This window comes from Flavobacterium gossypii, from assembly GCF_014138495.1.
Classification (GTDB): Bacteria; Bacteroidota; Bacteroidia; order Flavobacteriales; family Flavobacteriaceae; genus Flavobacterium; species Flavobacterium endophyticum.
Genome location: NZ_JACJIS010000004.1, coordinates 343,833 through 352,368, shown reverse-complemented (window position 1 = coordinate 352,368; position 8,536 = coordinate 343,833). Strand labels below are relative to the sequence as shown.

The 8,536-nt window shown below is 42.6% G+C and carries 3 protein-coding genes; 2 read left to right on the top strand and 1 reads right to left on the bottom strand.

The features are described 5' to 3' along the window. The coding region (locus tag GGR22_RS16300) for an HYR-like domain-containing protein (protein WP_182494513.1) at nucleotides 1-5,317 on the bottom strand (5,317 nt) is incomplete at its 3' end. Between the two features lie 558 nt (nucleotides 5,318-5,875). Between GGR22_RS16300 and GGR22_RS16295 the strand changes: the two genes are divergently transcribed. Together GGR22_RS16295 and ppk1 are read left to right on the top strand one after the other, a co-directional pair. After that, nucleotides 5,876-6,379, top strand: a complete 504-nt coding sequence (locus tag GGR22_RS16295; RefSeq protein WP_121376955.1) for a SixA phosphatase family protein — start codon at nucleotides 5,876-5,878, stop codon at nucleotides 6,377-6,379. Continuing rightward, nucleotides 6,363-8,531 (top strand): polyphosphate kinase 1, encoded by a 2,169-nt coding sequence (ppk1, locus tag GGR22_RS16290; protein ID WP_121376956.1) that lies wholly within the window; start codon nucleotides 6,363-6,365, stop codon nucleotides 8,529-8,531. Before GGR22_RS16295 ends, ppk1 begins: the two co-directional genes overlap by 17 nt. Nucleotides 8,532-8,536 lie beyond the last annotated feature (5 nt).

The following is an 8,536-nucleotide window of genomic DNA, read 5'->3' as shown; positions in this document are numbered from 1 at the left end:
CCTGGGTATCGGTCACGGTCACTGTTTGCGTATGCTCCGCAGTGTTACCGCAAAGATCGGTAGCCGTCCATTTTCTTATAAGGGTATAGCTTCCGGCGCATGCACCGTCGGTCCTTGTCTCGGCGAATGTTACCGCAGCGCTTCCGCAGGCATCGGTTGCAGTAAGAGTGGCCGCAGCCGGGATATTATTACATGAAGCCGTTATGTTTGAAGGAAGGGTTCCATTGAATGTCGGAGCCTGGGTATCGGTCACGCTCACTGTCTGGGTATGTACGGCAGTGTTCCCGCAAAGATCGGTAGCCGTCCATTTTCTCGTAAGGGTGTAGCTTCCGGCGCATGCACCGTCGGTCCTTGTCTCGGCGAATGTTACCGCAGCGCTTCCGCAGGCATCAGTCGCAGTAAGAGTGGCCGCAGCCGGGATGTTTCCGCAGGCAGCAGTTATGCTGGCAGCAGGCAATGTTCCTGTAAAAGTAGGAGCCATATTGTCCTGTACAGTTATTGTCTGAGTATGTACGGCAGTGTTACCGCAAAGGTCTGTAGCCGTCCATTTTCTCGTAAGGGTGTAGCTTCCGGCGCATGCACCATCGGTTCTTGTCTCGGCGAATGTCACAGTCGCGCTTCCGCAGGCATCGGTTGCAGTCAATACAGCAGCAGCCGGGATGTTTCCGCAAGCAGCAGTTATGCTGGCAGCAGGCAAAGTTCCTGCAAATACAGGAGCCTGCGTATCGGTCACGGTCACTGTCTGGGTATGTACGGCAGTATTGCCGCATAGGTCGGTAGCCGTCCATTTTCTCGTAAGCGTGTAGCTTCCGGCGCATGCACCGTCGGTTCTTGTCTCCGCAAAAGTTACAGTCGCGCTTCCGCAGGCATCAGTCGCAGTAAGTACAGCTGCAGCCGGGATATTTCCGCAAGCAGCAGTTATGCTGGCAGCAGGCAACGTTCCTGCAAATACAGGAGCCTGGGTATCGGTCACGGTCACTGTCTGGGTATGTACGGCAGTGTTCCCGCAAAGATCGGTAGCCGTCCATTTTCTCGTAAGGGTGTAGCTTCCGGCGCATGCACCGTCGGTTCTTGTCTCAGCGAATGTCACAGTCGCGCTTCCGCAGGCATCGGTTGCAGTAAGAGTGGCCGCAGCCGGGATATTATTACATGAAGCCGTTATGTTTGAAGGAAGGGTTCCATTGAATGTCGGAGCCTGCGTATCTGTCACGGTCACTACTTGTGTGTGTACTGTAGTGTTCCCGCAAAGGTCGGTAGCCGTCCATTTTCTCGTAAGGGTATAGCTTCCGGCACAGGCACCGTCGGTTCTTGTCTCAGCAAATGTCACAGTCGCGCTTCCGCAGGCATCAGTCGCGGTAAGTACAGCAGCAGCCGGGATGTTTCCGCAAGCAGCAGTTATGCTGGCAGCAGGCAATGTTCCATTGAATGTCGGAGCCTGGGTATCGGTCACGCTCACTGTCTGGGTATGTACGGCAGTGTTCCCGCAAAGGTCGGTAGCCGTCCATTTTCTCGTAAGGGTATAGCTTCCGGCGCAGGCACCATCGGTCCTTGTCTCGGCGAATGTCACAGTCGCGCTTCCGCAGGCATCAGTCGCAGTAAGAGTGGCCGCAGCCGGGATATTATTACATGAAGCCGTTATGTTTGAAGGAAGGGTTCCATTGAATGTCGGAGCCTGCGTATCTGTCACGGTCACTACTTGTGTGTGTACTGTAGTGTTCCCGCAAAGGTCGGTAGCCGTCCATTTTCTCGTAAGGGTATAGCTTCCGGCACAGGCACCGTCTGTCCTGGTCTCAGCAAATGTCACAGTCGCGCTTCCGCAGGCATCAGTCGCGGTAAGTACAGCCGCAGCCGGGATATTTCCGCAGGCAGCAGTTATGCTGGCAGCAGGCAATGTTCCTGCAAATACAGGAGCCTGCGTATCAGTCACGGTCACTGTCTGGGTATGTACGGCAGTGTTCCCGCAAAGGTCGGTAGCCGTCCATTTTCTCGTAAGGGTATAGCTTCCGGCACAGGCACCGTCGGTTCTTGTCTCCGCAAAAGTTACAGTCGCGCTTCCGCAGGCATCGGTTGCAGTAAGTACAGCCGCAGCCGGGATATTTCCGCAGGCAGCAGTTATGCTGGCAGCAGGCAACGTTCCTGCAAATACAGGAGCCTGCGTATCGGTCGCGGTGACTACTTGTGTGTGTACGGCAGTGTTCCCGCAAAGATCGGTAGCCGTCCATTTTCTCGTAAGGGTGTAGCTTCCGGCGCATGCACCGTCGGTTCTTGTCTCAGCGAATGTCACAGTCGCGCTTCCGCAGGCATCGGTTGCAGTCAATACAGCAGCAGCCGGGATGTTTCCGCAAGCAGCAGTTATGCTGGCAGCAGGCAAAGTTCCTGCAAATACAGGAGCCTGCGTATCGGTCACGGTCACTACTTGTGTGTGTACGGCAGTATTGCCGCAAAGGTCGGTAGCCGTCCATTTTCTTGTAAGCGTATAGCTTCCGGCGCAGGCACCATCGGTCCTAGTCTCAGCAAATGTTACGGTTGCAGTTCCGCAGGCGTCTGCAGAGGTCAATACTGCCGCTGTCGGGATGTTTCCGCAAGATGCAGTTATGTTTGAAGGAAGGGTTCCATTGAATGTCGGTGCGTTTGTATCGGTTACAGTAATTGTCTGCGTGTGAGTTACGGTGTTACTGCATGTATCAGTAGCTGTCCATTTTCTTGTAAGGATATAATTTCCGGCACAGCTTCCGTTGGTTCTTGTTTCCAGCATTTTTACCATAACAGTTCCGCAATTATCAGTCGCCTTAAGGTCTGCAGCTGCTGGGATATTATTACAAGATACTGTTACATTAGAAGGAAGAATACCATCGAATGTAGGAGCAGTTGTATCGTTTATTGTAATTGTTTGGGTAAAATTGGCTGATGTACAATCTGTAGCTACAGTAAATACTCGAGTTACAATAGTAGGGCAGCTGCCTGTACTAGTATCTCTATATGTTATAGTGTGTGCTAACCCAGAGTTTGATGTAGTTCCTCCAGCAGTTAAAAATTGCGCTAACGTAATTGAAACAGGTGTCTCGCTATATGCTAAAGGAGAAATACTGGTTCGGCTGCACCCTTCTATAGTACTATTAGATGGTCCTGTCAGATTAACAGATGGTTTTACAGTAACAGTAACTTGTGCACAAGAAGAGTTTCCGCAACTGTTTTCCCAACGTACATAATATGTTGTTGTTTGTGTTGGAGCTGCTATAGATAAGTTGTTTCCTGTACCGATTGATGTACCTCCGCAGCTGTCAGTATACCATTTTAAATTGGTACCCGATCCTCCAGTTGCAGACAGAATGATATTTCCGCCAGCATTAGAACAGAAATTATTGTTATTTACACTTGCAGCTGTAGGAGCGACAGGTTGCGCTCCTACAGTTACCGTTACTTGATCAGTCGATGTACATTGTCCACTAGCATTCGTAACTGTAAGTGTATATGTTGTTGTAGTAGTTGGAGAAGCAATTGGGTTTGCGATATTATTAAAGTTTAACCCAGTAGATGGACTCCAGCTGTATACGACACCGCCGCTTCCGCTTAATTGTGTATTGCCACCAGGACAGATAGTAACATCTGGTCCAGCGTTTGCAACAATAGGAGTAGGGTTACCGATAGTTGCAGTACCGCTAATATTTGGCTTGCAGCTACCTGGGTCTTTTACAACTACCGTATAATTTCCAGGAGCTAAATTCGAAAATGTATTTATACTTTGCCAGTTAGTGCCATTGTTGATAGAATATAAATAGCTTCCTGAACCTCCAGAAACGTTAACTGTCAACGTTCCGTTATTTTGTCCGTTACATTGTGCGTTAGTAGCGTTAATCGAATTGAGTACAGCAGTTTCGTATATGTTCATAGTTTGTGTAACATATACGACATCTGTCGAACAAGGGCAGCTTGTTATTGTCTTTACGATAAAAGTTTCGCCATTATCTGAAATGGCATCTGCTATCGTAGTATAAGGAATGTCAATATACGTTGCATTTGCAGGAATTGTTACTTGTGTAGGGAAAGGTTGTCCGCCAGTTGTTTGAACATCGACACCATTTGTGAAGGTTCCTGACAAAAGCAAATTAACAACTAATGGCTGCGAAATGTCGCTGCCTGTTCTTTGTACCCTGAATTTATTATTACATCCTTCAAAAAGGTTGTTCTGGTTCTCAATAAGGTTTCCGTAATTTGTAAGGATAATATTTTCAGAATTAAAACTTCTGGCACCCAAGAAAACACCAGAATCCCATTGCTGGTCTCTTGCATCACCGATACTCAGTTTGATTCTATAAGTTGAACATGGAGTAACAGGATAAGTAGCGGTTAAGATAACAGTGTTCCCGTCAAATTGGGTAGTTGTTGAACCGTTAGCATTATTTGTATAATATTGACCGTTTTCTGCTGGGAAATTAACGTTATCAACATTAGTTCCAGCTGAATGGATCGTATTGATAGAAATCGGTATATTACTGCTTGGCAAAAGCGCAAGGTTGATGGCATTGTTTCTGTATGGACCTGAGATTCCAGGACCGCTTAAGAAAAATCCAAACGCATCATTATAGCTTGTTTCGCAATATTCTAGATATTCTTCAGAGGAAAAAACATATTTAAATTCTAGCGTATTTCCGGCAGGTACAAAATCAAATTCAAGAATAGAAGCATCCTTAATTGTTTGCCCAGAAATAGAAACCAAATCAGGATCGTTAGCAGCATCTACCATTTCATCTGATTTTCCGCCAGTATTGTTCGGACCCATTGCAGAAGATGCTTTTCCAGTAGTCAGCAATAATCCTTCCTCGATTGGGAAGGTAGAAGTTGCTTTATTGAAATAAGCCAATTGACGGTCACCCGGAGTTGCAGGCCAGCTATGGTTCTGCCAAGTGTAGGTATTATTGTTTCTTCGATAATATCCGAATCTTACATTGCTGGCAGAAAGACATCCCGTAACAAAAAGATTTTTTACTAATTGTTCGGCTGTATAAGCATTGTAAGTAGCGTTTTCGGCCACAGAAATAGATCCTGCAACGGCCAAAGTTTGGTACTCAAGTCCGCCTTTTGCCTTCTTTTCAGGAGTGTATGGAATGTTTGGCTTTGTAACCCTGGTATTAAAAAGTTCTTTTTGCTGAGCAAATGAATTTGCAGACAACAAAAGCAAAAAGGTTACTGTAACCAACTTGCAAGACATTGTTAACAAGGCGTTTAATCGGGCCAGTTTTTTTAAGCAGACATTTTGGTTTTTGGACATAAAAGTATGTGTAGCTTTTATATCCTCATGCAGCGTAAAATTTTTCATGTACGTATTTTTTTGGGTAAAATTTTTAAAGCGAGAACTTATTTTTGGATAAAAAATAAGATTAGAAAATCACTTCAACGGGTAAAATTAGCATCTAGTTTTTGAGATAAACAATTTTATCCGTGAATAGCAGAAATAGTCGTTAAAGTATCATTATTGTATAATTTGCTCATAATTCGATTAGTTTTTTTAGTTATTATTAATTTTATGGCTTGTTTATTGTTTTTTATTGAATCTAAAGCATGACGAAAAGGCCCAGATATTTGGACGACTTAGTGTTTTCGTTTTGAGGGAAATTTTGCAATCAGACTCAATAGAAAAACTTCAAGGTGGTATTAAGTTTTGCTATTCAAATTTTGTCGCTTGTGGTGAGCTTCTAAAGTTTTATGATTGACTTTTATAGGACGAATGTATATTAATAAATATTTAACTAATCCAAAACCTCAGTTTTTTCGATAAAAGTGCTTAAAAACTCTGTGAAGTAAACTTTTTTTTGTAATTTGTTCTTATAAATAGAAGTGTTTTTCGAGGTTTAACTAGTTTTAAAATTATCAGTACATGAAAAATTTGATATTAATACGACATGCAAAATCAAGCTGGAATGCCCCACTTCTAGACAAAGACCGTCCATTAGCGACAAGAGGAATGAATGATGCTCATTTAGTATCTATGGAAATTGGCGGACACCTGCCAAAAACATTTATCATACTGAGCAGTACTGCAAAAAGAGCCTCTGAAACGGCTATTATTTTTGCGCAAAATCTTTCCTGCCCAATTGAAAGTATCATTTTTAAGGATGAACTCTATACTTTTGACGAAAGGCAGCTCGAAAAAATTATAAAATCGTGTAATAATGATTATGACAATGTTATTCTTTTTGGTCATAATGATGCTATAACAAATTTTGTTAATAAATTTGGGAACGTTTTTATCGATAATGTTCCTACATCAGGATTTGTTTCTATCAATTTTCAGAGCAATGACTGGCAGTCGATCGATAAAGGCAAAACACAAAAAGTGATTTTTCCTAGAGATTTAAGAAAATATGATTCAACCAATTGATTACCGTTATATTGATCGCGAAAAAAGCTGGCTTGCTTTCAATGCTAGAGTACTCCAAGAAGCCGCCGATAAAAATGTACCTTTATTAGACAGACTCCGTTTTTTAGGAATTTTTTCAAATAATCTTGATGAATTTTTCAGGGTACGATTTGCCGCTATCCGCCGCTTGAGCCATTCTGGTATTTCAGGAGAGAAGCTTTTAGGAGGCATCAGTTCTCAGCAATTGGTTAAGGATATTACAGAAATCGTTATCCAGCAACAGTCCGAAAGCCTTAGGATTTTGAGCAATATTGAAAATGAACTCGAAAACGAAAACATTTTCATCATTAATGAGACTGAAATTTCTAGGGAACAAGAGAATTTTATAAAAGACTTTTTCATTCAAAAAGTAAGCCCGGCTCTTGTAACCATCATCTTGAATGATTTGGCTGAATTTCCGGTGTTGAAAGATACTTCAGGCTATCTTGCCATTAAATTGGTCATGACCAAGCCAAAAGCAATCACCAAGATTGTCGTAAAGGATACAGTGCTGAAAATCAAGAAGCCTAAAAAAGATGTGCGTTATGCCGTTATCGAAATCCCGAAAACGATAAACCGTTTTGTAGTACTTCCGTCGAGCAATAACAAGCAGTATATCATATTGTTAGACGATGTAATTCGATACAATCTCAGTAGCATATTCAATATTTTTGATTACGAAAGCATTTCGGCTCACATGATAAAAATTACCAGAGATGCCCAGTTGGATATCGATAGTGATTTGAGCAAGAGTTTGATGGAGAAGATTTCTTCGAGCGTAAAAGATCGTCGAATCGGAGAACCTGTTCGTTTTGTATACGACCAATCGATCGAAAAAGATACGCTGAAATTTTTCCTGAATAAGATGGGAATCGATTCTACCGACAGTATCATTCCTGGAGGAAGATACCATAATCGCCGTGATTATATGGACTTCCCGAATCTTGGAAGATATGATTTATTATACCAATCAAATGTTCCGTTGCCCGTCGATGGGCTTAGCTTGGAAGGAAGCATGCTTGAAAAAATTGCCGAAAAAGACTATTTGGTAAATGCACCTTATCAGTCGTTTTCGTATCTGATTAAATTTTTGAGAGAAGCGGCGCTTGATCCTAAAGTAGTTTCTATAAAAATCACTTTGTATAGGCTGGCAAAAAATTCCCAAATTATCAGTTCCTTGATCAATGCGGCAAAAAATGGCAAAAAAGTAACCGTTCAGATTGAGTTGCAGGCGCGTTTTGATGAAGCCAGCAACATTTCCTATGCAGAACAAATGCAGACTGAAGGTATAGAACTAATTTTCGGAATAAAAGGCCTTAAAGTCCACAGCAAAATATGTGTCATAGAACGCTTGGAAGAAGGAAAAGTAAAACGCTACGGACTGATTTCTACGGGAAACTTTAACGAATCCACTGCTAAAGTCTATACCGATGTAACGCTATTTACGAGCCATTCTAAAATTCTGAAAGACGTTGCCAAAATCTTCGACTTTTTTGATATTAATTATAGAATACATCGCTACAAACACCTGATTGTTTCGCCACATTATACAAGAACGCGCTTTGAAAAGCTAATTGATAGAGAAATTGAGAATGCGTTGGCTGGAAAAGAAGCCTATATCAGCTTAAAAATGAATAGCTTGTCAGATTACGGAATGATTGATAAGCTATACGATGCCAGCAGGGCGGGAGTCAAGATTAGGTTGATAATTCGAGGGATTTGTTCCCTTATTCCTGGTATTCCTGGCATGAGCGATAATATTGAGGCTATCAGTATTGTAGATAATTATCTAGAACATTCTAGAGTATACATATTTGGAAACGAAGGCGATCCCGAAGTTTATATTTCCTCAGCAGATTTTATGACCAGAAATCTAGACGGAAGAGTAGAAGTTACCTGTCCGATTTACGATAAGAACATTAAACAAGAATTGATCGATACGTTCAATATCGGCTGGAAAGGAAATGTAAAAGTGAGGCTTCATTCCGAAAAATTAGACAATCTCTACAAAATGCGAAAAGACGACCGCGTTTTCAGGGCACAATTAGAAACCTACAATTATTACAGAGACAAGTTAGAAGTCATATCATCAGAAGAACTGACTCCCGGAACTGTAATCGAACCTAAAGAATAGCTATC

Bases quoted from the DNA above. Each gene is read 5' to 3' on its own strand.
- ppk1 (WP_121376956.1), top strand. From the start codon at position 6,363: ATGATTCAACCAATTGATTACCGTTATATTGATCGCGAAAAAAGCTGG.
- GGR22_RS16295 (WP_121376955.1), top strand. From the start codon at position 5,876: ATGAAAAATTTGATATTAATACGACATGCAAAATCAAGCTGGAATGCC.